The organism is Pseudomonas sp. P4795 (genome assembly GCF_048822895.1).
Lineage (GTDB): Bacteria > Pseudomonadota > Gammaproteobacteria > Pseudomonadales > Pseudomonadaceae > Aquipseudomonas.
Genome location: NZ_JBMFBT010000007.1, coordinates 1 through 22,411 on the forward strand (window position 1 = coordinate 1; position 22,411 = coordinate 22,411).

At 59.0% G+C, this 22,411-nt stretch carries 26 protein-coding genes; 16 read left to right on the top strand and 10 right to left on the bottom strand.

What is annotated here, in order from left to right; genetic code table 11:
* Positions 1 to 230: 230 nt before the first annotated feature.
* Together ACOI8A_RS20180 and ACOI8A_RS20185 are read right to left on the bottom strand one after the other, a co-directional pair.
* Positions 231 to 1,451: a CaiB/BaiF CoA transferase family protein gene (locus ACOI8A_RS20180; protein WP_420651486.1), complete on the bottom strand. Its 1,221-nt coding sequence runs from the start codon at positions 1,449 to 1,451 to the stop codon at positions 231 to 233.
* A 13-nt stretch (positions 1,452 to 1,464) separates the two neighbouring features.
* Positions 1,465 to 2,646, bottom strand: a complete 1,182-nt coding sequence (locus ACOI8A_RS20185) for an acyl-CoA dehydrogenase (protein WP_420649962.1) — start codon at positions 2,644 to 2,646, stop codon at positions 1,465 to 1,467.
* Between the two features lie 158 nt (positions 2,647 to 2,804).
* Between ACOI8A_RS20185 and ACOI8A_RS20190 the strand changes: the two genes are divergently transcribed.
* The 10 genes from ACOI8A_RS20190 (at position 2,805) to ACOI8A_RS20235 (ending at position 12,688) form a co-directional block, all read left to right on the top strand.
* Complete coding sequence (locus ACOI8A_RS20190) at positions 2,805 to 3,704, top strand: LysR family transcriptional regulator (protein WP_420649963.1); 900 nt, start codon at positions 2,805 to 2,807, stop codon at positions 3,702 to 3,704.
* Positions 3,705 to 4,138: 434 nt separating this feature from the next.
* Complete coding sequence (locus ACOI8A_RS20195; RefSeq protein ID WP_420649964.1) at positions 4,139 to 5,260, top strand: Re/Si-specific NAD(P)(+) transhydrogenase subunit alpha; 1,122 nt, start codon at positions 4,139 to 4,141, stop codon at positions 5,258 to 5,260.
* Between the two features lie 15 nt (positions 5,261 to 5,275).
* Positions 5,276 to 5,596, top strand: coding sequence for an NAD(P) transhydrogenase subunit alpha (locus ACOI8A_RS20200; protein WP_003187417.1), 321 nt, complete (start codon positions 5,276 to 5,278; stop codon positions 5,594 to 5,596).
* On the top strand, positions 5,596 to 7,029 hold the full coding sequence (locus ACOI8A_RS20205; RefSeq protein WP_420649965.1) for an NAD(P)(+) transhydrogenase (Re/Si-specific) subunit beta: 1,434 nt from the start codon (positions 5,596 to 5,598) through the stop codon (positions 7,027 to 7,029). The genes ACOI8A_RS20200 and ACOI8A_RS20205 overlap by 1 nt, the downstream gene beginning before the upstream one ends.
* A gap of 214 nt (positions 7,030 to 7,243) precedes the next feature.
* Complete coding sequence (locus ACOI8A_RS20210; protein WP_420649966.1) at positions 7,244 to 8,737, top strand: acetyl-CoA hydrolase/transferase family protein; 1,494 nt, start codon at positions 7,244 to 7,246, stop codon at positions 8,735 to 8,737.
* A gap of 322 nt (positions 8,738 to 9,059) precedes the next feature.
* Entirely contained in the window at positions 9,060 to 9,275 is a 216-nt protein-coding gene (locus ACOI8A_RS20215; RefSeq protein ID WP_007902752.1) for a DUF1127 domain-containing protein, read from the top strand.
* A 374-nt stretch (positions 9,276 to 9,649) separates the two neighbouring features.
* Positions 9,650 to 9,967, top strand: coding sequence for a DUF2388 domain-containing protein (locus ACOI8A_RS20220; protein ID WP_420649967.1), 318 nt, complete (start codon positions 9,650 to 9,652; stop codon positions 9,965 to 9,967).
* 105 nt (positions 9,968 to 10,072) lie between these two features.
* The gene (locus tag ACOI8A_RS20225) at positions 10,073 to 10,381 is read left to right on the top strand and encodes a DUF2388 domain-containing protein (RefSeq protein WP_420649968.1); all 309 of its coding nucleotides are present in this window, start codon (positions 10,073 to 10,075) and stop codon (positions 10,379 to 10,381) included.
* Positions 10,382 to 10,409: 28 nt separating this feature from the next.
* Complete coding sequence (locus ACOI8A_RS20230) at positions 10,410 to 10,730, top strand: DUF2388 domain-containing protein (RefSeq protein ID WP_420649969.1); 321 nt, start codon at positions 10,410 to 10,412, stop codon at positions 10,728 to 10,730.
* Entirely contained in the window at positions 10,727 to 12,688 is a 1,962-nt protein-coding gene (locus ACOI8A_RS20235) for a DUF4105 domain-containing protein (protein ID WP_420651487.1), read from the top strand. The genes ACOI8A_RS20230 and ACOI8A_RS20235 overlap by 4 nt, the downstream gene beginning before the upstream one ends.
* Before the next feature lie 91 nt (positions 12,689 to 12,779).
* Here ACOI8A_RS20235 and ACOI8A_RS20240 read toward each other — a convergent pair whose 3' ends face one another.
* The 3 genes from ACOI8A_RS20240 to trpB form a co-directional block, all read right to left on the bottom strand.
* Positions 12,780 to 13,235, bottom strand: coding sequence for an anti-virulence regulator CigR family protein (locus tag ACOI8A_RS20240; protein ID WP_420649971.1), 456 nt, complete (start codon positions 13,233 to 13,235; stop codon positions 12,780 to 12,782).
* Between the two features lie 120 nt (positions 13,236 to 13,355).
* Positions 13,356 to 14,168 carry a tryptophan synthase subunit alpha gene (gene trpA, locus ACOI8A_RS20245; protein ID WP_420649972.1) on the bottom strand — a complete coding sequence of 271 codons (813 nt, stop codon included), beginning with the start codon at positions 14,166 to 14,168 and terminating at the stop codon, positions 13,356 to 13,358.
* Complete coding sequence (gene trpB, locus ACOI8A_RS20250; RefSeq protein ID WP_420649973.1) at positions 14,168 to 15,400, bottom strand: tryptophan synthase subunit beta; 1,233 nt, start codon at positions 15,398 to 15,400, stop codon at positions 14,168 to 14,170. The genes trpA and trpB overlap by 1 nt, the downstream gene beginning before the upstream one ends.
* Positions 15,401 to 15,513: 113 nt before the next feature.
* Between trpB and ACOI8A_RS20255 the strand changes: the two genes are divergently transcribed.
* Entirely contained in the window at positions 15,514 to 16,431 is a 918-nt protein-coding gene (locus ACOI8A_RS20255) for a LysR family transcriptional regulator (RefSeq protein ID WP_420649974.1), read from the top strand.
* Here ACOI8A_RS20255 and ACOI8A_RS20260 read toward each other — a convergent pair.
* Positions 16,404 to 16,730, bottom strand: a complete 327-nt coding sequence (locus ACOI8A_RS20260) for a DUF883 family protein (RefSeq protein WP_420649975.1) — start codon at positions 16,728 to 16,730, stop codon at positions 16,404 to 16,406. The genes ACOI8A_RS20255 and ACOI8A_RS20260 overlap by 28 nt on opposite strands.
* Before the next feature lie 155 nt (positions 16,731 to 16,885).
* On the opposite strand from ACOI8A_RS20260, the gene ACOI8A_RS20265 reads away from it, so the two are divergent.
* Together ACOI8A_RS20265 and ACOI8A_RS20270 are read left to right on the top strand one after the other, a co-directional pair.
* On the top strand, positions 16,886 to 17,101 hold the full coding sequence (locus ACOI8A_RS20265; protein WP_420649976.1) for a dodecin: 216 nt from the start codon (positions 16,886 to 16,888) through the stop codon (positions 17,099 to 17,101).
* Between the two features lie 126 nt (positions 17,102 to 17,227).
* Positions 17,228 to 17,449, top strand: coding sequence for a DUF1161 domain-containing protein (locus ACOI8A_RS20270; RefSeq protein ID WP_420649977.1), 222 nt, complete (start codon positions 17,228 to 17,230; stop codon positions 17,447 to 17,449).
* A gap of 131 nt (positions 17,450 to 17,580) precedes the next feature.
* Here the strand turns inward: ACOI8A_RS20270 and ACOI8A_RS20275 are convergent, their stop codons facing one another.
* Entirely contained in the window at positions 17,581 to 18,582 is a 1,002-nt protein-coding gene (locus ACOI8A_RS20275; protein WP_420649978.1) for an LLM class flavin-dependent oxidoreductase, read from the bottom strand.
* A gap of 242 nt (positions 18,583 to 18,824) precedes the next feature.
* Here ACOI8A_RS20275 and ACOI8A_RS20280 point away from each other — a divergent pair, with 242 nt between their 5' ends.
* Positions 18,825 to 19,256 carry an OsmC family protein gene (locus ACOI8A_RS20280; protein ID WP_420649979.1) on the top strand — a complete coding sequence of 144 codons (432 nt, stop codon included), beginning with the start codon at positions 18,825 to 18,827 and terminating at the stop codon, positions 19,254 to 19,256.
* A gap of 101 nt (positions 19,257 to 19,357) precedes the next feature.
* The gene (locus ACOI8A_RS20285) at positions 19,358 to 19,597 is read left to right on the top strand and encodes a DUF1161 domain-containing protein (RefSeq protein ID WP_420649980.1); all 240 of its coding nucleotides are present in this window, start codon (positions 19,358 to 19,360) and stop codon (positions 19,595 to 19,597) included.
* Positions 19,598 to 19,603: 6 nt separating this feature from the next.
* On the opposite strand, the gene ACOI8A_RS20290 is transcribed toward ACOI8A_RS20285, so the two are convergent.
* Both ACOI8A_RS20290 and ACOI8A_RS20295 read right to left on the bottom strand, forming a co-directional pair.
* Positions 19,604 to 20,023 (bottom strand): hypothetical protein, encoded by a 420-nt coding sequence (locus ACOI8A_RS20290; protein ID WP_420649981.1) that lies wholly within the window; start codon positions 20,021 to 20,023, stop codon positions 19,604 to 19,606.
* 40 nt (positions 20,024 to 20,063) lie between these two features.
* Positions 20,064 to 20,486, bottom strand: a complete 423-nt coding sequence (locus ACOI8A_RS20295; RefSeq protein ID WP_420649982.1) for a hypothetical protein — start codon at positions 20,484 to 20,486, stop codon at positions 20,064 to 20,066.
* Positions 20,487 to 20,545: 59 nt separating this feature from the next.
* On the opposite strand from ACOI8A_RS20295, the gene ACOI8A_RS20300 reads away from it, so the two are divergent.
* On the top strand, positions 20,546 to 21,622 hold the full coding sequence (locus ACOI8A_RS20300; protein ID WP_420649983.1) for an aminopeptidase: 1,077 nt from the start codon (positions 20,546 to 20,548) through the stop codon (positions 21,620 to 21,622).
* Between the two features lie 123 nt (positions 21,623 to 21,745).
* Here the strand turns inward: ACOI8A_RS20300 and ACOI8A_RS20305 are convergent, their stop codons facing one another.
* Positions 21,746 to 22,396 (bottom strand): HAD family hydrolase, encoded by a 651-nt coding sequence (locus tag ACOI8A_RS20305; RefSeq protein ID WP_420649984.1) that lies wholly within the window; start codon positions 22,394 to 22,396, stop codon positions 21,746 to 21,748.
* Positions 22,397 to 22,411: the final 15 nt, after the last annotated feature.

Sequence of the window (22,411 nt, forward strand, 5' to 3'; positions counted from 1 at the left end):
CCGATAAACTGAAGCCCTGCACTGCCGAAACCTACATAACTCATTGAATCTCAAGGAGTTTTCCGTTTCGACTGCGCCGGAAGTGGGGCGAATTATAGACTTCCAGAATCTGCCGTCAACCCCTAATTTCGTTTCTCTTTCAATAACTTGCAGATTGGTCAAAAGACAACCAGCTCCGTCTATCTTCTATATAGAAGACACCAAACAGCCCCCTCTATATAGAAGCACCGTCATACCACCCCACCTTCTTTCAACGCAGCCACTGCACCCGCCCCCAAACCCAGCACCCGCTGCAATACCTCAAGGGTATGCTCACCCAGCAAAGGAGGAGCGCGAAGATATTCAACAGGCGTCTGCGAAAGCCTGATCGGACTCGCCACCTGCGGCACCGTCCCCGCCAACGGATGCGGCATTTCAATCGCCAGACCGCGCGCCTGAACTTGCGGATCAGCAAACACCTGCGACAGATCATTGATCGGCCCGCACGGCACGCCCGCCCGCTCCAACTGAGCGACCCACTCAGCCGTGGTCTTGAATACAGTTGCCTGACGAATCAACGGAATCAGCGTCGCCCGGTTCGCCACCCGCAGCTTGTTGGTCGCAAAACGCGGATCATCTGCCCACTGCGGCTGCCCCGCCACTTCGGCAAACTTGCGGAACTGGCCGTCATTGCCCACGGTAAGGATGAAATCGCCGTCAGCCGTAGGAAAGTCCTGATACGGGACGATGTTCGGATGAGCGTTGCCCAAACGCGTAGGCGCATTGCCCGTAGTCAGGTAGTTCATCGCCTGATTGGCCAGGCAAGCAACCTGAACGTCCAGCAATGCCATATCTATATGTTGCCCACCGCCGTCGTGATCACGATGGGCCAGCGCAGCCAGAATCGCTACCGTCGAGTACAGACCGGTAAGAATGTCGGTCAGTGCTACACCAACCTTCACCGGCCCCGCGCCCTCATCACCCTCAGGACGACCGGTCAGACTCATCAACCCACCCAGCCCCTGAATCATGAAGTCGTAACCGGCCCGCTTGGCATACGGCCCGGTCTGACCGAAGCCAGTAATCGAGCAATAGATCAGATTCGGATTGATCGCCTTCAACGACTCGTAATCCAACCCATACGCCGCCAGACCGCCAACCTTGAAGTTCTCGATCAGGATGTCCGACTTGGCCGCCAGCTCGCGCACCAGCTTCTGACCCTCGGGGCGCGTGAAGTCGATGGTCACCGATTGCTTGTTACGGTTGGCCGACAGGTAATAAGCGGCCTCAGTAGTATTCTCGCCGTAAGCGTCTTTAAGGAAGGGCGGCCCCCAGGCACGAGTGTCGTCACCATTACCCGGGCGCTCGACCTTGATCACCTCGGCGCCAAGGTCGGCGAGGATCTGCCCGGCCCAAGGCCCGGCCAGCACTCGCGATAAATCCAGTACCCGCAGATGCGACAGCGCGCCCATGGTCGCTCTCCTGTTAATAGAACGCCTGCAGACCGGTTTGTGCACGACCGAGGATCAGCGCGTGAACGTCGTGCGTACCTTCATAGGTATTCACCACTTCCAGGTTGACCAGGTGACGGGCCACGCCGAATTCGTCGGAGATGCCGTTACCGCCCAACATGTCGCGAGCCATGCGCGCGATGTCCAGCGACTTGCCGCAGGAGTTACGCTTCATCATCGAAGTGATTTCAACAGCAGCGGTGCCTTCATCCTTCATGCGACCCAGACGCAGGCAACCTTGCAGCGCCAGAGTGATCTCGGTCTGCATGTCTGCCAGCTTCTTCTGGATCAACTGAGTCGCGGCCAATGGACGACCGAACTGCTTGCGATCGAGGGTGTACTGGCGAGCGGTGTGCCAGCAGAACTCTGCAGCGCCCAGCGCGCCCCATGAAATGCCATAACGTGCTGAGTTGAGGCAGGTGAACGGACCTTTCAGGCCACGCACATCCGGAAAGATGTTCTCTTCCGGCACAAATACGTTGTCCATGACGATCTCACCGGTGATCGATGCGCGCAGGCCGACCTTGCCGTGGATCGCCGGAGCACTCAGACCTTTCCAGCCCTTCTCCAGGACGAAGCCACGGATGTCGCCGGCATCGTCCTTGCCCCAGACCACGAATACATCGGCGATCGGGCTATTGGTGATCCACATCTTGGCGCCGGTCAGGCTGTAGCCGCCTTCGACTTTGCGTGCACGAGTAATCATCGCGCCCGGGTCGGACCCATGATCAGGCTCTGTAAGACCGAAGCAGCCGATCCACTCACCCGACGCCAGTTTCGGCAGGTATTTCTGTTTCTGTGCTTCGGTGCCGAACTCATTGATTGGCACCATCACCAGTGAGGACTGCACGCTCATCATCGAGCGATAGCCGGAATCAACGCGCTCCACTTCGCGGGCAATCAGACCGTAGCTCACGTAATTGAGACCGCTGCCACCGTACTGCTCAGGAATGGTCGCGCCCAACAGGCCGACCTCACCCATCTCACGGAAAATCGCCGGATCGGTCTTCTCATGGCGGAAAGCTTCGAGCACGCGTGGCGCGAGCTTCTGCTGAGCAAACTGTTCGGCAGTGTCGCGGATCATGCGCTCTTCTTCGGTGAGCTGTTGATCCAGCAGCAGTGGATCGATCCAGTTGAAGCTAGCTTTGCCGGCCATGAGTGAGTCCTCGCAAATCGGGTGAATTAACGTGGCATTGATCCTAGGCGCGGTTGGTCGTCGCGGCAAACGAGGATTTCGCATCCTGTTGTGCTAATTTCTCACTCCGAAACGTCGCCAAGCGCCATCAATGCGATGTATTAGTGAGGTTGACGTACATGCGCAGAAAGATCCCCAGCACCACCGCCCTGATCAGCTTCGAAGCCGCCGCTCGCCATGAGAGCTTTACCAAAGCCGCCGAAGAACTTTCCCTCACCCAAGGCGCGATTTGCCGACAGATCGCCAGCCTCGAGGACTTCCTCAGTGTTGAACTCTTCCGACGTTCGCGACGCGGTGTGAAGCTGACCGAAGCCGGGCTTTCCTACAGCCGCAGGGTCGCGACTCAACTCGACGCCGTCGAGCGCGACACCCTTTCAGTGATGGGCCAACAAGGCACCAATGTGATCGAACTGGCGGTGGTGCCGACCTTCGGTACCCAATGGCTGCTGCCACGACTCAAGGATTTCCAGCTCAAGCACCCGGAAGTAACGGTCAACCTGACCAACCGTACGCGCCCCTTCCTGTTCGCCGACACCGAGTTCGATGCGGCGATCTACTTTGGTGACGCGGATTGGTCGGGTACCGAATCCCACAGGCTGATGGGCGAAAATCCTATGCCGGTGTGCAGCCCCGCCCTACTTGGCAACAACACGCATTTGACGCCGGAGCAGATTGCAGATCTGCCGTTGCTGCAACAGACCACACGCCCCTATGCCTGGCGTCAGTGGTTCAACTCGCAACAATTGAACATCCCCCGTGACATGACAGGTCCACGCTACGAGCTATTCTCCATGCTGGCCCAGGCAGCCATGCACGACATGGGCGTTGCGCTGATTCCGCCGTTCCTGATCCAGCGCGAGTTGGCCGAGAAACGCTTGGTGATTGCCAACTCGAAAGCACTCTCCAGCATCAAGGCGTATTACCTGATGATTCCGGAGCGAAAAGTCGAATCAGCGTCACTTAGGGCATTTCGCGACTGGCTGGTGAATCAGGCACACAGCTACAACCCAGAAGACTAAAGGCTTGCGATGATACTTAACCCGGTAGTCAGAATATCCAAAGCCCTACAGATATAACTATTTGTCGCAAATCAGAAGACTGTATCCGAAGGTCGTACAGACGTCCCACAAGCGCCTGACAACGTGGCTTTGCGCCTTGATCAACGACTCATTACTGCCTATTCACGCCACCGATGCGAAAAATTTCAATAACAAGCCAAAATCCATACAGAGCACGGCCTGCAAGGGATTAAGCCGGTCATCTGCGACATTCGGTCACGGCATGACTTGTAGTTAATTTTCCGTCACCCGTCATAATCCCTTGAAGGGCTTAAAGTTCGCCTGCAAAATGCCGCGCCCCGCCCTGATTTGGCGGGATCGTGCTGATCGGCCGCCCCAGTCGCACCATCCGAAGTGCCTGGGTTTACTCAATAAGATCACGCAGGAGATTTGACGTGCACATTGGTGTTCCTCTCGAAACCCAGACGGGTGAAACGCGGGTTGCTGCAACCCCGGAAACCATCAAAAAGCTGATCGGCCAAGGTCATCAGGTCACTGTGCAAAGCGGCGCCGGCATCAAGGCCAGTGTTGTCGACAGTGCCTATGAGGCGGCAGGCGCAACCATTGGCAGCGCCAACGATGCGTTTGGTGCCGAGCTGATTCTCAAAGTGGTTGCCCCGAGCGACGCCGAACTGCCGCTAATCAAGCGCGGTGCCGTGCTCGTCGGCATGCTCAATCCGTTCAGCAATGAAACCATTGCCAAACTGGCCGAGTGCGGAATCACCGCGTTCGCCCTGGAAGCGGCGCCACGCACTTCGCGGGCGCAGAGTCTCGATGTGTTGTCGTCGCAGGCAAACATCGCCGGCTATAAGTCAGTGCTGTTGGCCGCCCACTACTATCCGCGTTTCATGCCGATGCTGATGACCGCTGCGGGCACTGTGAAAGCGGCGCGCGTGCTGATTCTCGGCGCGGGCGTGGCCGGATTGCAGGCGATTGCCACGGCGAAACGTCTGGGCGCAGTCATCGAAGCGTCCGACGTGCGTCCGGCCGTGAAGGAACAGATCGAATCCCTCGGCGCCAAGTTCGTCGACGTGCCGTACGAGACCGATGAAGAGCGCGAATGCGCAGTCGGCGTCGGCGGTTACGCGCGGCCGATGCCGGCGAGCTGGATGCAACGTCAGGCGCTGGCGGTGCACGAACGCGCCAAGCAGGCCGACATCGTCATCACCACTGCACTGATTCCGGGCCGCAAGGCACCGACCCTGCTCAGCGCGGAAACCGTGGCGCAGATGAAGCCCGGTTCGGTAGTCATCGACCTCGCAGCGGCGCAGGGCGGCAACTGCCCGCTGACCGTGGCTGATCAGGTGGTGATCGAAAACGGCGTGACCATCGTCGGCCCGACCAATCTTGCCGGTGAAGTCGCCGCAGACGCATCGGCGCTGTACGCACGCAACCTGCTGGACTTCCTGAAACTGGTATTCACCAAAGAAGGCCAGTTTGAAGTGAACCTCGAAGACGACATCGTCGCCGCGTGCCTGATGTGCCGCGACGGCCAAGTCATCCGCAAAAACGCCTAAGCAGGGATTCAGAAGATGGAAGAGCTTATCTCCCCCGGTATCTACAACCTGATCATCTTCGTGCTGGCGATTTATGTCGGTTACCACGTGGTCTGGAACGTTACGCCTGCGCTGCACACGCCGCTGATGGCAGTGACCAACGCCATTTCGGCGATCGTGATCGTCGGCGCGATGCTCGCAGCCGCGCTGACGGTTACGCCGCTGGGCAAAACCATGGGCACCCTCGCCGTGGCGCTGGCCGCGGTCAACGTGTTCGGTGGCTTCCTGGTCACCCGCCGCATGCTTGAGATGTTCAAGAAGAAAGCCCCGAAAGTAAAAGAAGAGGCGCCGAAGTAATGAGCATGAACCTCGTCACGACGCTCTACCTGATCGCGTCGATCTGCTTCATCCAGGCCCTTAAAGGCCTGTCGCACCCGACCACCTCACGCCGCGGCAATCTGTTCGGCATGCTCGGCATGGGTCTGGCGATCATCACTACGGTGGGCCTGATCTATAAGCTCGGCGCCGAGCTGGCTACTGCCGGCATCGGTTACGTGATCGTCGGCCTGCTGGTCGGTGGCACTGCCGGTTCGATCATGGCCAAGCGCGTGGAAATGACCAAGATGCCGGAACTGGTCGCCTTCATGCACAGCATGATCGGCCTCGCGGCGGTGTTCATCGCTATCGCAGCCGTGGTCGAGCCGCAGTCGCTGGGCATCGTCAAACACTTGGGTGATGCAATTCCGGCGGGTAACCGTCTGGAGCTGTTCCTTGGCGCGGCGATTGGTGCAATCACCTTCTCCGGTTCGGTGATCGCCTTCGGCAAGCTCTCGGGCAAGTACAAGTTCCGTCTGTTTCAGGGCGCACCGGTACAGTTTGCCGGTCAGCACAAGCTGAATGCCGTGCTCGGTCTGGCGACGCTGGCGCTCGGCCTGACCTTCATGTTCACCGGCAACCTCACCGCGTTCGCGCTGATGCTGGCACTGGCGTTCGTGATGGGCGTGCTGATCATCATCCCGATTGGTGGCGCGGACATGCCGGTGGTGGTGTCGATGCTCAACAGCTACTCGGGCTGGGCTGCGGCGGGGATTGGTTTCTCGCTGAATAACTCGATGCTGATCATCGCTGGTTCGCTGGTGGGTTCGAGCGGTGCGATCCTCTCGTACATTATGTGCAAGGCGATGAACCGTTCGTTCTTTAATGTGCTGCTCGGTGGTTTCGGCAACACGGTTGACGCTGGCCCGGCCGGTGCGAAAGAAGCGCGTCCGGTGAAATCCGGTTCGGCTGACGACGCGACCTTCCTGCTGACCAACGCTGACACCGTGATCATCGTTCCGGGCTATGGCCTGGCGGTAGCGCGGGCACAGCACGCGCTGAAAGAGCTGACCGAGAAACTGACCCATCGTGGCGTGACCGTGAAGTACGCGATCCACCCGGTGGCCGGTCGCATGCCCGGACACATGAACGTATTGCTGGCCGAGGCCGAAGTGCCGTACGACCAGGTGTTCGAGATGGAAGACATCAACTCCGAGTTCGGTCAGGCTGACGTAGTACTGGTGCTCGGCGCCAACGACGTGGTCAACCCGGCGGCGAAGAACGATCCGAAATCACCGATTGCCGGCATGCCGATTCTCGAAGCCTTCAAGGCCAAGACCATCATCGTCAACAAGCGCTCGATGGCCAGCGGCTATGCCGGTCTGGACAACGAACTGTTCTATCTGGACAAGACCATGATGGTGTTCGGCGACGCGAAAAAAGTCATCGAAGACATGGTCAAAGCGGTCGAATAACTTTCGCCTGCAATGCCCAACGCCCCGACTCGTCGGGGCGTTTTTGTTTACGCAAATCGCCGGACAATTTGCCGCGTTGTTACCGATCCGGTAATGGTGTTTTACTTGAAACCCGCAGAATAGACGCCTCGTTTGCGACCTTGGTAGCGGGACAGGCACCTGTCCAATTCACTAGACTGCGCATCCTGCTACTCGCTACCCGAGATAAAAATCCATGTACCGTGACCGTATTCGCCTGCCTTCGTTGTTGGACAAAGTGATGAGCGCCGCCGACGCCGCAGCTCTGATTGAGGACGGCATGACCGTCGGCATGAGCGGCTTCACCCGCGCCGGCGAAGCCAAAGCCGTGCCCCATGCGCTGGCCGAGCGAGCCAAGGTCACGCCGCTGAAGATCACTTTGATGACCGGCGCCAGCCTCGGTAACGACCTCGACAAGCAACTGACCGAGGCCGGCGTGCTGTCGCGGCGCATGCCGTTCCAGGTCGACAGCACTCTGCGCAAGGCGATCAACGCCGGCCAGGTGATGTTCATCGATCAGCATCTGTCGGAAACTGTTGAGCAACTGCGCAATCAGCAATTGAAGCTGCCGGACATCGCAGTCATCGAAGCCGTGGCGATCACCGAGCAAGGTCACATCGTGCCGACCACCTCTGTGGGCAACTCGGCGAGCTTTGCGATTTTTGCCAAGCAAGTGATCGTCGAGATCAACCTGGCGCATAACGCCAACCTCGAAGGCCTGCATGACATCTATATCCCGACTTACCGCCCGACGCGTACGCCGATCCCGCTGGTAAAAGTCGACGACCGTATCGGCAGCACCGCGATCCCGATTCCGCCGGAGAAGATCGTCGCCATCGTCATTACCCAGCAGCCGGACTCGCCATCCACCGTGTCAGCGCCAGATACCGATACCAACGCCATCGCCGATCACCTGATCACCTTCTTCAAACAGGAAGTCGACGCCGGGCGCATGACCAACAAGCTCGGCCCGTTGCAGGCCGGCATCGGCAATATCGCCAACGCGGTGATGTGCGGGCTGATTGATTCACCGTTCGAAGATCTGACGATGTATTCCGAAGTGCTGCAGGACTCGACCTTCGACTTGATCGATGCCGGCAAACTGAGCTTCGCCTCGGGCAGCTCGATCACGTTGTCGGAACGACGCAACACTGACGTGTTCGGCAATCTGGAGAAGTACAAAGACAAACTGGTGCTGCGCCCGCAGGAGATTTCCAACCATCCGGAAGTCGTCCGGCGGCTGGGCATCATTGGTATCAACACGGCACTGGAGTTCGACATCTACGGCAACGTCAACTCCACCCACATCTGCGGCACGCGGATGATGAACGGCATCGGTGGCTCGGGCGACTTTGCGCGCAATGCGCATCTGGCGGTGTTTGTGACCAAGTCGATTGCCAAGGGCGGCGCGATTTCCAGCGTGGTGCCAATGGTCAGCCATGTTGACCATACCGAGCATGACGTCGACATTCTGGTGACCGAGGTTGGCCTGGCGGATCTGCGTGGACTGGCGCCGCGCGAACGCGCCCGCGTAATCATCGATAATTGCGTGCACCCAGACTATCGCCAGGCCCTGAATGATTACTTCACAGCGGCTTGCGCGATTGGCGGGCACACCCCGCACATCCTGCGTGACGCGCTGAGCTGGCACATCAATCTGGAAGAAACCGGGCACATGCTCAAGGTCTGATTCACACAGATATCCCGCTGACACAAACACAGTTTTGTCAGCCGGATACCGAGAAGCTTCTTTCCCGACAAAAACTGTACTGCTGTACCGGTCATTTCCTACAGCCTTTGCCCGCACATTTTGGTGAATCGGCCAAAAATGCACCACTTAAGGGCAGACAGGTACAGTTTGCACAATTTCGACCCGTACACCCCCTATAAACAGTTAACTGCTCACTCACAATACAGGTGAACTGTATCTAGAGAGTCTGGCCAAACGAGAGGATCATGGGCACCAGTCAAAACCACTACCTGATCCCGCCACAAGCGGAAGGATGTCAACCATGGAACGTACACTCAGTTCCGAACTGTTCTTCGAAGACACTGCAGCAAAAACCCAGGCTTCCATGCCTTTGCGCGTTATCGCCAACCTGATGCTGTGGCAGCGCCGCATCTCCAGCCGCCATCAATTGGCTCGTCTGGATTCGCGTCTGCTGGCTGATGCCGGGATTAGCGAAGCACAACGCTACGAAGAGCTGAGCAAGCCGTTCTGGCGCTAAACAGCGTCGCTGGCTCTGGTCGTCAGACCCACCGCCAGCACCCGAATTGAACAAACAAAACCCGTCGTGGAAAACCGCGACGGGTTTTGTCGTTTTGAACCTTTCAAAACCCATACCAGTACAGTTTCTATAACGCTTAAACAAACCGGTACAATTTGTAGGAGCTGCCGAAGGCTGCGATCTTTTGATCCTGAAATTACAGTCAAAAGATCGCAGCCTTCGGCAGCTCCTACATGTTTTTCATCCAGACACTGGTCCGAAGTGTTGATCCCGGCCTAATATTCATTCAGTAAGTGGCGAATGCTGCGCCGATGGCGTCTGACTCCCAGACACCGTGCCACCTCTCAAAACGGTTTATCCACAGGAGTTATCCCATGACACGTCTTCGCCTGCTCAGCGCCGCCGCCCTGTTGGCCGTGGCTGCCAACGCCAGTGCCACCAGCTTCATCGTCACCACCGACTCTATCGTCGGCGCCCTGAAAGCTTCCTCGGACGCAACCTCCGACGTGACCTCGTCGTTCCGTGACGACAAAATCGTACGCGCCGCCCGCGATGACGCCGCCAGCTTCGTCGCAAGCGAAGGCGAAATCCGTGGCGTGAAACTCGAAAGCGCACTGGATCACATCCGCCACCAGGCGCCACAACTGAACGCGACCGACGCGCAGTTGGCTCAAGCCATTCTGACTATCTGAATCGGCGCATGACGGGGCACGCTCGGTCGTGTCCCGATGTTTCGGCGCTGGCTCTGGCCCGGGCATTACGCTAGCCTTGCGGCTTGCTAACTGTTGCCGAGTCCCATGCGTTTTCTTTCAAATCTGCTCATCCCTTCTATCTTGCTGACAGCCTGTTGGGCGACGTCGGTGAATGGCTTTGATCTGTCCACGCAAAACACCGTCGTCAGCGTATGGGCGACTGGCATGGTGTCTTCTGCGCCTTTCGACCGTAAACTGCTGCTCGCCGCGCACGACGATGCGGCGGCGTTCGTTGCCAGCGACGGTCAACTGCGAGGCCCACAGCTGGAATCCGCGCTGCATTACCTGCGCAAATCCCGGCCAAAACTTCATGCTTGTGACCTTGAACTGGCAGAAGCAATTCTCGTCCAATAGCTATCTTTGTCCCTTTCGGAGTCGTTCCATGCGTAGCCCGCTGATTGCTGCCGCCCTTGGCCTGTTGTTGTTGGCCGACATGGCCCAGGCGCACACCCTGGTAGCCACCAGTAACATCATCGTTCGCGCGTCTCAGCGCACGATCGATTTCACCTCCGATACCACCACTTCGATCCGCGATTCGAAAATCATCCGTGAAGCCCACGACGACGCTGCCAGTTTTGTTGCCAGCGACGGCGATATCCGTGGCGCGCACCTCGAAGCGGCGTTTAACACTTTGCGCACCCGCGTCCCGGAAGCCCGTGACGCCAGTGATCAGGTACTCGCCGAAGCCATCCTCGCATTGTGAAGTCACTCGGCGCCTGGCTACTGGCCGGGGCGTTGTTGCTGCTTGGCAACAGCGCCCACGCGGGCCTGCAACTGCATCTGAAGACCGAGGGTCTGAACCCCGCTCAACAGCAGGCCAGCCAGACGCTGCTGGATGAAGCCATGCAGGCATTGCCCCCGAGCTTCATCGAGCGACTGGATCGACGCATCGATGTCGGCTGGACCGACAATATGCCTTCCAATGCCTACGGCCAGGCGACGCTGGTTTCCGAGCTCGACCTCAATCGCAAACTGCTCGCCAGTCTCACCGACGGCAGCGCGGCGGAAGAAAAGACCAATCGCCCTCACGGTACCGTGCGCCAGGAACTGCTCGCCACGGTGCTGCACGAAATCACCCACATTTATGATCGCGCGCGCTTATGGCCGGACGCCGAGCGCACGCTGATCCAGCGCTGTACCCGGCGCAGTAGCAGCGCCGGGCTGATCGGTATCCCCGATGAATGTCGCGGGCAGAACGGCCGGCGCTTCACTCTCAGCGATGATCCGCGCCTGCTCGACCTCGCCGGTTGGCAGCAATACGTCGGCCGGCGCGGTGAACGCGAACAGCACAATCGGCAGATAGTCCGTAGTCCGGATCTGTACGAGATCTCCAGCCCGAAGGAGTTCGTCGCGGTCAACATGGAGTATTTCCTCCTCGACCCGAGCTACGCCTGCCGTCGCCCGGCGCTGTACCGTTATTACAAGGATCACTTCGGCTGGGCACCGCCGGCCAAAGATGAGTGCAGCAAGTCCTTCTCCTTCCTCAACGCTGGCAACGACTTCGCCAAACAACCGTTGGGACAGGTCGATCCAGAACGCGTTTACGCCGTCGATTACCTGCTGGCCGAGGCCAACCAGAACTGGGTCAGCCGTTGGGGTCACAGCATGCTGCGGCTGGTGATCTGCGCGCCGGGACGGCCACGCGGCCCGGATTGCCGACTCGATCTGGATCAGCATCTGGTGCTGTCCTACCGCGCCTTCGTCGGTGATGTGCAGTTGTCCAGCTGGGACGGACTGGTCGGTAAGTACCCGTCACGTCTGTTCGTGTTGCCCCTGGCGCAGGTGATCGATGAATACACCAAGACCGAGTTGCGCAGCCTCGCCTCGGTGCCGCTGAACCTGTCCCGTAGCGAAATTGAAGGCGTGGTCGAACACGCCGCCGAAATGCACTGGAGCTATGACGGCAACTACTTCTTCCTGTCCAACAACTGCGCGGTCGAGGGCCTGAAGCTGCTGCGCAGCGGCACCGACAACGCCAAGCTCGTGGGCCTCGACAACATCATGCCCAACGGTTTGCTGGAAGTGCTCAAGGGCCGAGGCCTGGCGGACACCAGCGTGCTGGATGATCCGAAAGAAGCGCTGCGTCTGGGTTATCGCTTCGACTCTTTCCGTGATCGCTATCAGGCGATGTTCGATGTGCTGAAAAAGCAGCTGCCGATCAAACAGAACACCGTCGAGGAATGGCTTTCGTTGACTGCCGAAGAACGCCGAGCGTGGTTCGAACGCGCCGACCTGCGCACCAGCGCGGCGCTGTTGCTGCTGGAACAGGCGAGTTTCCGCCGTCAGTTGCTGCTGGCGCAGGATGAGGTCAAGCAACGCTACCTCGGCGCCCGCGAGCTGGAGAACGGCGGAATGGACAAGGCCAACGCGACCTTGCAGCAGATCCTCGCCAACAGCGGCTTCCTCAGTCGCCCGGCGGAACTGCTCGACAGCCGTGGTTATGGTCTGCCGCAGCCGGATGAGTCCAAACGTCTGGAAGCGGAAAGCAGCCAGCGCCAGAAACAGTTGCTGGCGCTGACCGGGGATCTGGACAAGGAAGTCCGCAAATTGCTGGAGCCCCAGCGTGCTGCCGAGATCGCCGCCAGCGAGGCCAATGTGAAGCAGATCGGCGAGCATCTGCGCAAATTGCACAAGGCGTCGGGTGGTCTGGAATTGCCTTAAAAGCAAAAGATCGCAGCCTGCGGCAGCTCCAAGGGATCTGGGTTCCCCTGTAGGAGCTGCCGCAGGCTGCGATCTTTTGACTGACTAATGACTAATACAAAACCCCATCCAGAATTTCATAGACGATCCCGGTGCCCACCGCGATCAGCACTATATCGCCACCGGCCCGGCGCCATTCGTAGCCTGGATAATATGGCAGACGCTCCAGCGCGCGGTTATCCAGACGCTCGCCGTAATAGCCATGCGGTAACGGCCGGCCGCGCTCCAGGTGCATACCCGGCGGTGGCGGTGCCCCACGCACGAAGTAGCCATGGTTATCGCGAATGGTCTGCCGTACCGGCCCAAAGTCGCGCGGCGGCGGGCCACCTCGGTGGTTGTTTTGCGGGCCACGGTGATCGTTACCGCGATTGTCAGGTTGGCCCTGCTGCGGGCCGCCGCGGTCGTGATCGTTGCGTTGATCATCACGCTGATCGGCGCTGGCCAGCAACGGCGTCGCACTGATCATCAGGATGCCCAGACTGGCAATCAGACGTTTCGGCATTTTCATCGTCTTTCCTCACTGCACTGACAGCAAAAAGGGATTCAGAACGTGGTTCTGAATCCCTCGGTCTTGCTGGATTAGTCTGTGCCGCGAGGGGCTAATTCCTCTGTATCAGGAACTTTACCTTCATCTGACGCGGGCCTTACGCACGCCTTCGGACAATGCCGAACACAGGCTCAGCACGCCGTCGATGGCTTGCGCCGGGGTGGTCGCATTAGCGATGTGATCGATCAGCGCCGAACCCACCACCACGCCGTCCGCCAGCCGCGCGATTGCCGCTGCTTGCTCCGGCGTGCGGATGCCGAAACCGATGCTGATCGGCAAATCGGTATGCCGACGCAGACGTGCCACGGCTTCTTCGACGTGTTCCAGAGTTGCCGCACCGGCACCGGTCACGCCGGCCACCGATACGTAGTAAACGAAACCGGAGCTGCCGTTGAGCACGCGCGGCAAACGCGCGTCATCGGTGGTCGGTGTAGTCAGGCGGATGAAGTCGATGCCCGCAGCCTGGGCCGGGTCGCACAACTCTTCGTTATGTTCTGGCGGCATGTCGACCACGATCAGACCGTCGACGCCGGCCTCTTTCGCGTCGGCGATGAAACGAGGCACGCCGTACATGTGAATCGGGTTGAAGTAGCCCATCAGCACCAGCGGGGTTTCGCTGTTTTGCTGGCGGAACTCGCGAACCATTTGCAGGGTTTTACTCAGGTTCTGCTTGGCGCCCAAGGCGCGGATGTTCGCCAGTTGGATCGCCGGTCCGTCGGCCATCGGATCGGTGAACGGCATGCCCAGCTCGATCACATCGGCGCCGGCCTTCGGCAGGCCCTTGAGGATCGCCAGCGAAGTGTCGTAGTCCGGGTCACCGGCCGTGACGAAGGTCACCAGTGCGGCGCGATTCTGTTGTTTGAGTTCGGCAAAACGGGTTTGCAGGCGGCTCATCAGTGTTTCTCCTGCTTAGCGGTTTCCATGTGGTGCATGACTGTCTGCATGTCTTTGTCGCCGCGACCGGAGAGGTTGACCACCATCAGGTGATCTTTCGGCAAGTTCGGTGCGCGTTTGAACACTTCGGCCAAGGCGTGAGCGCTTTCCAGTGCAGGAATGATCCCTTCCAGACGGCAGCATTTGTGGAACGCATCCAACGCTTCGTCGTCAGTCACCGAGGTGTACTGAACGCGGCCGATGTCGTGCAACCATGCGTGCTCAGGGCCGATGCCTGGATAGTCGAGGCCGGCGGAAATCGAATGCGCGTCGATGATCTGGCCATCGTCGTCTTGCAGCAGGAAAGTGCGGTTACCGTGCAACACTCCCGGTACGCCGCCGTTGAGGCTGGCCGCGTGCTTGCCGGTTTCGATGCCATAACCGGCAGCTTCGACGCCGATGATTTCCACGCTCTTGTCATCAAGGAACGGGTGGAACAGGCCCATGGCGTTGGAACCGCCACCGATGCACGCCACCAGACTGTCCGGCAGACGCCCTTCCTGAGCTTGCAACTGATCGCGGGTTTCCTTGCCAATCACAGCCTGGAAATCACGCACCATGGCTGGATACGGATGCGGGCCGGCCACGGTGCCGATCAGGTAGAAGGTGCTGTCGACGTTGGTCACCCAGTCACGCAACGCTTCGTTCATCGCATCTTTCAGAGTACCGGTGCCGGCGACGACCGGGATCACTTCGGCACCGAGCAGCTTCATGCGGAACACGTTGGCCTGCTGGCGCTCGATGTCGGTGGTGCCCATGTAGATCACGCAATCCAGACCGAAACGCGCAGCCACAGTCGCAGTTGCCACACCGTGCATGCCGGCGCCGGTCTCGGCGATGATGCGTTTCTTGCCCATGCGCCGCGCCAGCAGGATCTGGCCGATGCAGTTGTTGATCTTGTGCGCGCCAGTGTGATTAAGCTCTTCGCGCTTGAGGTAAATCTTCGCGCCGCCGCAGAACTCAGTCAGACGCTCGGCGAAATACAGCGGGCTAGGACGTCCGACGTAATCGCGCTGGAAGTAGGCCAATTCCTCTTTGAACGCAGGATCTTCCTTGGCCACTTCGTACTCACGGGCGAGGTCGAGGATCAACGGCATCAGGGTTTCAGCTACGTAGCGGCCACCGAACGAGCCAAACAGGCCGTTGGCGTCAGGGCCGTTACGCAGATCGGAAGTGTTCGAAGTCTGGGTCATGGGTCGCTCCAGCTGATTTTCAAAATAAGGCAATGGCGCCCACTCTACCCCTGACCTTCTAGACTGAAAACCGATAAGATCGCCGCAACCTGTCAGGAAAACTCACAGATCCCATGAGCCACGACCTTCCCCCGCTGAATGCCTTGCGCGCGTTCGAAGCCACCGCCCGTCTGAACAGTGTCAGTCAGGCTGCCGAGCAGCTGCACGTGACTCATGGTGCGGTCAGCCGTCAGCTCAAGGTGCTTGAAGAACACCTTGGCGTCAGTCTGTTCGTCAAAGATGGACGCGGCCTGAAACTCACAGATGCCGGTATGCGGCTACGCGACGCCAGCGGCGAGGCGTTCGAGCGTTTGCGCAGTGTTTGCGCGGAGCTGAAACAAAGCACCGCGGATGCGCCGTTCGTGCTCGGCTGCTCCGGCAGTCTACTGGCGCGCTGGTTTATTCCACGCCTGGGTCGATTGAATGCGGATTTGCCGGACTTGCGCCTGCACTTATCGGCCGGCGAAGGCGATCTGGACCCGCGCCGCCCTGGACTCGATGCGTTGCTACTGTTTGCCGAGCCGCCATGGCCGGCTGACATGCAGGTCTATGAACTGGCGAGCGAACGCATCGGACCGGTCATGAGCCCACTGTTCAGTGGCTATCAACAGCTACAAAACGCACCCGCCAGCGCGCTGACAGGCGAACCGTTGCTGCACACCACTTCGCGCCCGCAAGCCTGGCCGAGCTGGGCACAGCAAAACGGCCTCGACGCCAAGACGTTGAAGCTCGGGCAAGGTTTTGAGCATTTGTATTATTTACTGGAAGCTGCGGTCGCGGGCCTCGGGGTGGCAATTGCACCCGAGCCGCTGGTGGCGGAGGACGTGAAGGCCGGTCGCCTGGTTGCGCCTTGGGGCTTCTGTGAAACCCCGGCGCAACTGGCGTTGTGGCTACCCAAGCGCGCCGCGGACGGACGCGCTCGGCAACTGGCGCAATGGCTCAAACATGAGCTGCGCCAGACGGATCACTCGCCGCGTTTGAACAGCAAGTAAGCAGCGACCAGACCCAGCGCGCCAACGGCTACACCGGCGGTGGTCCATGGATGTTCCTGAGCGTAATCACGGGTGGCGATCCCGGTTTCGCGGGTTTTGACTTTGACTTCTTCGTAGGCATCGCTGAGCAGGCTGCGCGAATGCTTCAGCGCGCTTTCAGCATTGCCTTTGAGCGCCTTGAGGGTCTTGCGTGACTCGTCCGAAGCGTCATCTTTAAGGCTTTCCAACGACTTGAGCAGACTCTCGATCTCCGCTTCCATGCTTTGCAATGAGGCTTTACGTAAAGAGGTGTTGGCCATGGTGGCTCTCCTGCATTGGTGATGAGTGGCGTGTGTTGATTGGGACTTCAGCGGTTCGAGAAAGTGCAGAAAATCTGAACTTACCTTCACCGGAGCCACCGAAATCAACACGGCAAATCGCTGCTAGGCTTTATTCACACTTCAAGGAGAACACCATGAGTGACCATCACACGTACAAGAAAGTCGAGCTGGTCGGGTCGTCCGAGAACAGCATCGAAGAAGCAATCAACAACGCGTTGGCCGAAGCCAACAAGAGCATCAAGCATCTGGAATGGTTTGAAGTGACCGAGACCCGTGGCCACATCAAGGATGGCAAGGCTGCGCACTTTCAGGTGACCCTGAAAGTCGGGTTCCGGATCGCCAGCAGCTGAGTTTGGTCAGTCTTCTGAACTTGCGCGCTGGCGGAGTGCCATAGGAATGGCAAAGCGCTACAGGGTGGCCGCGTCGGGTGAACAACCCGATGCCCGCCTCTTTTAATCCGACCAGGGGTGCGACCGATGAAGAAGTTTATGTTGGCTGTAGGTTTGTTGAGCCTTGCGGGTGGTGCATTTGCTGCCGGCAAGCCTTGTGAAGAGCTGAAAGCCGAGATCGCGGCGAAGCTGGATGCCAAGGGTGTTTCCGGGTATTCGCTGGAGGTTGTGGACAAGGGCACAGCGGCTGACGGCAAAGTCGTCGGCACGTGCGAGGGCGGTGCCAAGGAAATCGTTTACAAACGATAAGTCCTGATCACCTCTGTGGCGAGGGAGCTTGCTCCCGCTGGACTGCGAAGCAGGCCCCTGTTTTGGGGTCGCTGCGCAACCCAGCGGGAGCAAGCTCCCTCGCCACATTTCATTCAGAGGCCGCGCAAACATCAGCCCTTCATGACTTGCGCCAACAGCTCATAAGAACGCAGCCGATCCGCATGCTCATACAGATCGCTGGTAAAAATCAGCTCGTCGGCCTGAGTCTGCTCAACCAGCACTTCCAGCTTCGCGCGGATCTTCTGCGGGCCACCGACCATCGCCAATCCGAGGAAATCCCCCACCGCCTCGCGCTCATGCGGCAACCACAAGCCGTCCATGGTTTTTACCGGCGGACGTTGCACCAGACTCTGTCCGCGCATCAGCGCCAGAATCCGCTGATACACCGAGGTCGCCAGATAATCGGCCTGCTCATCGGTATCGGCCGCCACCAGTGGCACACCGAGCATCACGTACGGTTTATCCAGCACCGCCGACGGCTTGAAGTGATTGCGATATACGCGAATCGCCTCGTGCATGAAGCGTGGTGCGAAATGTGAGGCGAAGGCGTAGGGCAAACCGCGCTCACCGGCCAACTGCGCACTGAACAGACTCGAACCAAGCAACCAGATCGGCACGTTGGTGCCGGTGCCTGGCATCGCGATGACTCGTTGATCCGGAGTGCGCGGACCGAGGAAGCGTGCCAGTTCGGCAACGTCTTCCGGGAAATCATCCGAGCTGCCGGAACGCTCGCGGCGCAAGGCACGGGCGGTCATCTGATCGGAACCCGGCGCGCGGCCCAGACCGAGATCGATACGTCCCGGATACAGGCTTTCGAGGGTGCCAAACTGCTCGGCGATCACCAGCGGCGCATGATTGGGCAACATCACTCCGCCGGAGCCGACCCGAATAGTCGAGGTGCCACCGGCCAGGTAACCCAGCAGCACCGAGGTGGCGGAACTGGCGATGCCATCCATGTTGTGGTGCTCGGCGACCCAGAACCGCGTGTAGCCGAATTTCTCGACATGCTGCGCCAGATCCAGCGAATTGCGCAGCGCCTGCGCCGGGCTGCCGTTCTCGCGCACGGGCACCAGATCGAGGGTAGAAAACTTTACGTCGGACAGTTGCTTCATAAACCTGCTTCTCCGAGTGAGGACGCAGGTTTGTTCTTGCCGAACGAAAACCTGCCGAATGCAATAAGCGTGTTCTATGGAATGAGGGCATATACCCGAGTTTCAATAGCCGACCGGAAATTTCCTACTAAAAAAGTCAACGATTCACCTGAGCTGAACTTTGACCCCGGGTCTATCCTCAGAACCCTTGCAAGCAAAAATCGCAATGGCGCGGCATTTCGCGCCTTATTCGAGGAGGCAACATGGCTATCGTGAAGAAGGCATCCGCACATTGGGAAGGTGACCTGAAAACCGGCATCGGCTCGATTTCCACTGAAACCGGCGTCCTGCGCGAAGCACCGTACGGCTTCAAAGCGCGCTTCGAAGGCGGCAAAGGCACCAACCCGGAAGAATTGATCGGCGCAGCGCACGCTGGCTGTTTCTCCATGGCGTTCTCGATGATTCTCGGCGATGCCGGGCTCAAGGCTGACAGCATCGACACCCAGGCCGAAGTCACTCTGGATCAGGTCGAGGGCGGTTTCGCGATCTCAGCGGTGAAGCTGATCCTCAAAGCGAAAATCCCCGGCGCCACTCAAGCGCAGTTTGAAGAGCTGAGCAACAAGGCCAAAGAAGGTTGCCCGGTCTCCAAGGTATTGAACGCCAAGATCAGCCTGGATGCGTCTTTGGTCAGTTGATGGCTTGAGCCGGATCAGAACCCGCCGGGCAAAAATGTGGTCGAATAGACGACAGCAGCTATCGCGCAACTTCGCGCGCGCTGTTCCAAGGAGCTTCAACCATGAAACGTTTTGCTTTGGCGGTTATCTGTGGCGTGCTGGCAACCTCAGCCTTCGCTGCGCCCAAGGATTGCGAAGAACTCAGAAAAGAGATCGAGGCGAACATCCAGGCTAAAGCCGTTCCCTCGTACACCCTGGAGATCGTGTCCAAGGAAGAGGCAGAGAAGCACGACATCGCTATGGTCGTCGGGACCTGCGAGAACGGCACCAAAGCTATCGTCTATCAAAGGAACGACAGCTGAGCCGCGTCATGGCACGCAGTTGATTCGCCGTTCTTCGGCAACGATCCGGCCTTCGCGGTTGATCAGCCTGGCGCTCGGCGTGAAGGCTAGAGATCGTGCTTCGAGCCGGTAACGCTGGCCCGCTTCGAAATGCTCGTAAGGAATCGTCATGTAGCACAGACGTTCCTGCGGGTCGGTGTCCATGCCTTGGCCGCCGCCGAACACCTCGAAATCAAACCGAACCGTCAGCTCATGACTACCGGGCGCGACTTGAAAAAAGCGCCCGTCACGCAGGCGCTGATTGTCCAGTCGCTCGGCCATCAGCACCTTGCCGCCCGGCGTGGGCATGGCGAAATCGACCCAGGCCATGCCTGGGTCGGCGGGTGGCAACGGTGTCTGGCAACCGGCGATCACGCCAGCGGTCAACAACAGCATTAACTTGCGCATGATGGATGTCCGTAAGTCTGGGCATCCAGCATAACGCCGATCACGTGCGCTGACAGCCAGCGGGTATGCCTTGGCCGACCACGTTGCGCTGTTCATCGTAGAGCTTGGCCCACGGACGGAAACCGATGCTGCCGGCCTGCAACTGATAACGTTGGCCTGCGTTGAAATCCTTGAATTTCACGTTCAACTGGCAATCGCGCCACAGCGGCTCGGCATCGGGACCGATGTTGGTTGCCGCCACCGGGAATTGATATCGCACCGTCAGCTCATGGCTGCCGGGCTGCACCTCGAAATAGCGTTGGTCTTGATTAGCCTGGTTGTCGACTTCCAGCGCTTGCAGCGCGGTGTCCTGCTGCCGGGGATTCAGATCGATCCAGGCTTGCGTGGGATCGGGGGCGGGCATGCCGAACCCGGCACAACCGGCCAGCGTCAGCACGCCTCCTGTCAGTATCAACATGCGCATAGCGAAGCTCCAATGGGCGGGATAGTCTTGCGGGCAGACTTTCCGAAGGATTTTTTATTTTGAGCAGGCCGCTTCCAAGCCATGGGTTACTTGATCGCGTTTTGCCGATTTTGTTTCCGGCTATGTTGTTTTTGTTGCTCAACGGTTGTGCCAGCGTCAGCTACTACGGCCAGTTGGCCAGCGGTCAGCTGCAACTGCTGCGGGCGCGCGAGCCGGTGGAAAAGGTGATTGCCGATCCGGCCCGCGACGCGAAACTGCGCAGCCATCTCGCCCAGTCGCAGAAGGCCCGAACCTTCGCCAGCAAGCATCTGCACTTGCCCGACAACCAGAGCTATCGCCTGTACGCCGACATCGGTCGGCCGTTTGTGGTGTGGAACGTGTTCGCCACGGCGGAATTCTCATTGAGCCCGCAGAATCATTGCTTCCCGATCGCCGGGTGCGTGGCCTATCGCGGCTACTACAGTCAGAGCGCAGCACGCGGTGAAGCGGCGCTGCAGCAGTTGCAAGGCCTGGACGTGTCGATTGGCGGCGTCGAGGCTTACTCGACGCTGGGCTGGTTCAACGATCCGATCCTCAACTCGATGATGGGCTGGGGCGATGAACGACTGGCCACGCTGATCTTTCATGAGTTGGCGCACCAACGTTTCTACGTGCAGGACGACACTGAATTCAACGAGTCCTTTGCCACGTTCGTCGAGCAGGAAGGCACCCGGCAATGGCGGGCGTTTCGCGGATTGCCGGTGGAAAACGATTCTCGGCTGAAACAGCGCGATCAGTTTATCCAGCTGATTCTCGACACCCGCAGTAGGCTGGAAAAGTTATACACACAACCGTTGCCCGCCGAGCAGATGCGCGAGCGCAAAGCGCAGCAATTCGAACAGTTTCGTCGGGATTACCGGGTGATGCGTGATAGCCAGTGGGCGGGGGACAAGCGCTACGACGCTTGGGTCAACACGCCGCTTAACAACGCGAGGCTGCTGCCGTTTGGGCTGTATGACCAATGGGTGCCGGCGTTTGCTAATTTGTTCAAGCAGGTGGGCGGGGATTGGCTGAGGTTTTATGCTGAAGTCGAGAAACTCGGAGAGTTGCCAACTCAACAGAGGAAGGCAGCGCTGAAAACTATGGCTGGTTCATAGCTGTTTATGGGCTGAACTGGCCTCATCGCTGGCAAGCCAGCTCCCACAGGGTTTGTGTCGGACACAACGTTTGTGTTCACCAACGATCCTGTGGGAGCTGGCTTGCCAGCGATGACATTCTGATCAGCGCTGCAAAAACGCCTGATGCAACTCGGCCAACGTCTCGAAGTGATAAGCCGGCGCCTCGGCACTCAGCTCCTCCGGGCTGCCAAACCCATACCCCACCGCCGCCGCATCCATCCCATTGCTGCGCGCCCCGATCAGATCATGCTTGCGATCACCAATCATCAGCGTGTTCGCCGGATCCAGCCCTTCTTCGGCAATCAGATGCGCAATCAGCTCAACCTTGTTGGTGCGCGTGCCGTCCAGCTCACTGCCGTAGATCACCTTGAAGTGCCTGGCGAAATCGAAATGCCGAGCGATCTCGCGAGCAAATACCCAAGGCTTTGACGTCGCGATATACAGCTGTCGCCCTTGGCCACTCAGGGTTTCCAGCAACGGCGTTACGCCATCGAATACCTGGTTTTCATACAGACCGGTGACCTTGAAACGCTCACGATAGAAATTCACCGCCTCCCACGCCTTGGCCTCATCGAAGTCATAGAACTGCATGAACGCCTGCAACAGCGGCGGGCCGATGAAGTGTTCGAGTTTGGTCAGGTCCGGCTCATCAATGCCAAGTTTCGCCAACGCAAACTGAATGGAACGGGTGATGCCCTCACGCGGGTCGGTCAGGGTGCCATCGAGGTCGAACAGTACGGTCTGGTAATGCATGAAAATTCCTGGGTA

Coding starts and splice junctions, on each gene's coding strand:
- ACOI8A_RS20285 (WP_420649980.1), top strand. CDS start 19,358: ATGAAACGTTTTGCTTTGGCGGTTATCTGTGGCGTGCTGGCAACCTCA.
- ACOI8A_RS20265 (WP_420649976.1), top strand. CDS start 16,886: ATGAGTGACCATCACACGTACAAGAAAGTCGAGCTGGTCGGGTCGTCC.
- trpB (WP_420649973.1), bottom strand. CDS start 15,400: ATGACCCAGACTTCGAACACTTCCGATCTGCGTAACGGCCCTGACGCC.
- ACOI8A_RS20280 (WP_420649979.1), top strand. CDS start 18,825: ATGGCTATCGTGAAGAAGGCATCCGCACATTGGGAAGGTGACCTGAAA.
- ACOI8A_RS20210 (WP_420649966.1), top strand. CDS start 7,244: ATGTACCGTGACCGTATTCGCCTGCCTTCGTTGTTGGACAAAGTGATG.
- ACOI8A_RS20240 (WP_420649971.1), bottom strand. CDS start 13,235: ATGAAAATGCCGAAACGTCTGATTGCCAGTCTGGGCATCCTGATGATC.
- ACOI8A_RS20290 (WP_420649981.1), bottom strand. CDS start 20,023: ATGCGCAAGTTAATGCTGTTGTTGACCGCTGGCGTGATCGCCGGTTGC.
- ACOI8A_RS20180 (WP_420651486.1), bottom strand. CDS start 1,451: ATGGGCGCGCTGTCGCATCTGCGGGTACTGGATTTATCGCGAGTGCTG.
- ACOI8A_RS20185 (WP_420649962.1), bottom strand. CDS start 2,646: ATGGCCGGCAAAGCTAGCTTCAACTGGATCGATCCACTGCTGCTGGAT.
- ACOI8A_RS20295 (WP_420649982.1), bottom strand. CDS start 20,486: ATGCGCATGTTGATACTGACAGGAGGCGTGCTGACGCTGGCCGGTTGT.
- ACOI8A_RS20215 (WP_007902752.1), top strand. CDS start 9,060: ATGGAACGTACACTCAGTTCCGAACTGTTCTTCGAAGACACTGCAGCA.
- ACOI8A_RS20225 (WP_420649968.1), top strand. CDS start 10,073: ATGCGTTTTCTTTCAAATCTGCTCATCCCTTCTATCTTGCTGACAGCC.
- ACOI8A_RS20305 (WP_420649984.1), bottom strand. CDS start 22,396: ATGCATTACCAGACCGTACTGTTCGACCTCGATGGCACCCTGACCGAC.
- trpA (WP_420649972.1), bottom strand. CDS start 14,168: ATGAGCCGCCTGCAAACCCGTTTTGCCGAACTCAAACAACAGAATCGC.
- ACOI8A_RS20200 (WP_003187417.1), top strand. CDS start 5,276: ATGGAAGAGCTTATCTCCCCCGGTATCTACAACCTGATCATCTTCGTG.
- ACOI8A_RS20220 (WP_420649967.1), top strand. CDS start 9,650: ATGACACGTCTTCGCCTGCTCAGCGCCGCCGCCCTGTTGGCCGTGGCT.
- ACOI8A_RS20275 (WP_420649978.1), bottom strand. CDS start 18,582: ATGAAGCAACTGTCCGACGTAAAGTTTTCTACCCTCGATCTGGTGCCC.
- ACOI8A_RS20230 (WP_420649969.1), top strand. CDS start 10,410: ATGCGTAGCCCGCTGATTGCTGCCGCCCTTGGCCTGTTGTTGTTGGCC.
- ACOI8A_RS20260 (WP_420649975.1), bottom strand. CDS start 16,730: ATGGCCAACACCTCTTTACGTAAAGCCTCATTGCAAAGCATGGAAGCG.
- ACOI8A_RS20205 (WP_420649965.1), top strand. CDS start 5,596: ATGAGCATGAACCTCGTCACGACGCTCTACCTGATCGCGTCGATCTGC.
- ACOI8A_RS20270 (WP_420649977.1), top strand. CDS start 17,228: ATGAAGAAGTTTATGTTGGCTGTAGGTTTGTTGAGCCTTGCGGGTGGT.
- ACOI8A_RS20255 (WP_420649974.1), top strand. CDS start 15,514: ATGAGCCACGACCTTCCCCCGCTGAATGCCTTGCGCGCGTTCGAAGCC.
- ACOI8A_RS20190 (WP_420649963.1), top strand. CDS start 2,805: ATGCGCAGAAAGATCCCCAGCACCACCGCCCTGATCAGCTTCGAAGCC.